The 2,620-nt window shown below is 39.8% G+C and carries 2 protein-coding genes and 1 pseudogene; all 3 read right to left on the reverse strand.

Annotated elements, in window-relative coordinates:
- A partial coding sequence (locus JCM12308_RS27350; RefSeq protein ID WP_164845392.1) for an FG-GAP repeat domain-containing protein occupies nucleotides 1-1,366 on the reverse strand: 1,366 nt, incomplete at its 3' end.
- Between the two features lie 318 nt (nucleotides 1,367-1,684).
- Entirely contained in the window at nucleotides 1,685-2,326 is a 642-nt protein-coding gene (locus JCM12308_RS28140) for a SpvB/TcaC N-terminal domain-containing protein (RefSeq protein WP_128647540.1), read from the reverse strand.
- A gap of 57 nt (nucleotides 2,327-2,383) precedes the next feature.
- Nucleotides 2,384-2,620 (reverse strand): annotated as a pseudogene (locus JCM12308_RS28450) (calcium-binding protein); the annotation flags it as partial.

Consider the following 2,620-nt stretch of genomic DNA (forward strand, 5'->3'; position numbering starts at 1 on the left):
AGTTTCCTTTACCGTCTAACGTATAGATGGTTTTGACAACGTTTCGTGGATATGGAAACCAATTGTCTTCTTCACCTTTGTACAGGCTATAAGAGATAGATTGTTTACTTCCAGATGGCTCTATCGCACTGATCAACATATCAGGCAGCATGTCAGTGACATACAAGCGTTCATCGTCGTATACGTTTCCGCGATCCTCATCTCGAAGAATTATTTCAGCTAACCCGTCTCGATCTAGATCGCCTACGTAAGCTGCTGACTTTCCTTTTCTGCTAAAATTGTGAGATTGAATAAATTCGTAATTTCCGTTGTTTAGAAATACTTTAAGATAAGTTTTGCTACTAGAATCTGGAAACCAACGAAATACAACGATATCACCTCGTCCATCTCCATTGAGATCTGTCACAATATACGTGTTGTCTTTATTGTGCGAATAATTAGGCAAGGAAAACGAAGGAGAAGTTGCGACATCATTTCCAACTATATGGTGGATTTTGAAGCCTTCATCCTCATAATAAGTCTTATCATAAAAGTTTAAGTAGTCAGGTATCTGATCACCGTTTACATCTCCAACAGCAAGGTTCTTTCCCCACAATCGGGTAACAGCTGCAATTTCGACAAACTCATCTATTCCATTGGAAATTCTAATAGACAGATTTCTTGCAACAGGTGGGTGATCTGTTCCAACGCCTAAATAAACGCCTCCGTCATTTGGGACAGGTATTACTTCCTGTAGACCATCGCCATTGACATCTGCGACGGTAGTACCTTCTGCTCCCTTCCACATATGTGTTTTACTGGAAGTAAAACGCCCTTCACTGTAGCCATTAGATGTTCGGCCAAGTGTATCATCTAGCCCATCTCCATCAAAGTCGCCGATTACATATCCGATGTCATCTTTATTAGAATGGTAATTGGCTGCTGAAAGAGAAAAGCGAATAGAGCCATTAGAATGCTGGACAGAAGAACCAAATGGATTATTCAGGCGAAGAAGTTTGGTATTAGATGGCTGTCCATTTGAATTGCTTTCAATTGGTTTCGAGTACTTTATGTCGACTGTTCTTTCGACATCAAAAGTATCTCGGTAAGCAATTATGTTAATACTTGAATTTATTGCAGATCGGTGTCCGAAATCTAAGTTATCTATATTCTTGAGAGGAGTATCACCAACATAATGATACTCATAGTGATCGTCATGTCCTACATAGTGGGAATAAAATGCTTCAAGTTGCTTGTCGTCGTTGTAGTTGAATATAGCAACGTAGTCATCATATCGCTTTCTGTCATATCTATTGTGTTTTGCAGAGTATAATTTTGGTAGTTTCTCCCGTATATGTAAAGCGATAAGGGGGTAATGTTGTTCCATCTATTATTTCATTATTTCTTAATATTACATCATTTCCATACTCTTGTATGCTGGAAATAATAGATTTATTAGTTGATGGGCTTTGTAAGTATTTTAAATTGTAGGCTCGCAATATTTTATTGTTTGTAGTCACTAATATATTACTTAATCGGTTGTCTATTGTACCTAGACTCAAACCGGTTGCGTAGGTGATTACATCTGGTCTTAATTGCCAGTTGAACCTGACCTGATTAGGGCCATAGGAAATAGTATTAATCCGGCAAGTCGAAAAATCTGTACAACGATAAGAATATGTAGCTGAGGATCCAAGAGTGTCTCTTACGGAGCTAGAAGCCATTGACTTACCTCCGATAGCTTTTCTTCTTTCTCATTGGCTGGAATAGAATCTTGCCAACTGGAGATTGGTTTAAATGTAAAAGTAGTACCATCTCGGTTTGTGACTTGCCAAGAATTAGGCGCTTCTAAACGTTTGATCCGAGTGTAACTCTCATTCCATGTAACATGGGTACCTCCAGCTAAACAACTTGCGGATTCTTTCTCCGTGTCTGTGCATGCAATCAGACGCTGACCATCTAAAAGAAACTCATCAGTATCATTAAACTGGGGTAACCCGTGTCGTTTTGCAGATCTGGTTATTTTGGTGAGTCCAGATAAACGCCAGCCAACTCCTAAAACATCTTCTGAAGAGTTAGTCCTAGTAAGAGACGAGTTATAGGAAAATCCAATATTAGGTTGCAGCCCACGAAATGTCGGCACTTTAATCGGAACAACTTTATGGAAGATTCCAGACTTAGAAGAAAGTTTTTCTATCTTCCTACTTTCAACGTGCTTGTAGCTTGAGCTCTCATCAAGAGCTGATACGTTTGTGGGATAAATAAATGTTCCAGTGCTGAGCAAAATACTGAGAAGTAATTTTTGAGTAATTTGTTTGGATTTAACCATGCATGCAAACTTCGTCATTTTGACAATACCTTTGAGCCAAAGGAGCAGTTGAAACCGAATGTGTGTGCAAATTTCTTAGAACCTGAAGTCATCTGCATGGAGATCCCCAGGTGCTGTGTTTCTGATTGTGATTGTGTTTGTGGTGTTGATCTGAATGAGGGTATTGCTGCCAGATACGTTGATGCGTGCCAGTACATCAGCAAAGCTGTTCAGACCCGTGCCTTTGAGCTGAATGACATCGCCTGCCCCGTGGCCTGCAGCAAAGTCTTCAATTACATCACGACCAAAGCTTGTGCCTTCAAAGACAAAGGT

The sequence above is a fragment of the Pseudovibrio denitrificans JCM 12308 genome, assembly GCF_001310815.1.
In the GTDB taxonomy this organism is placed as follows: Bacteria; Pseudomonadota; Alphaproteobacteria; order Rhizobiales; family Stappiaceae; genus Pseudovibrio; species Pseudovibrio denitrificans.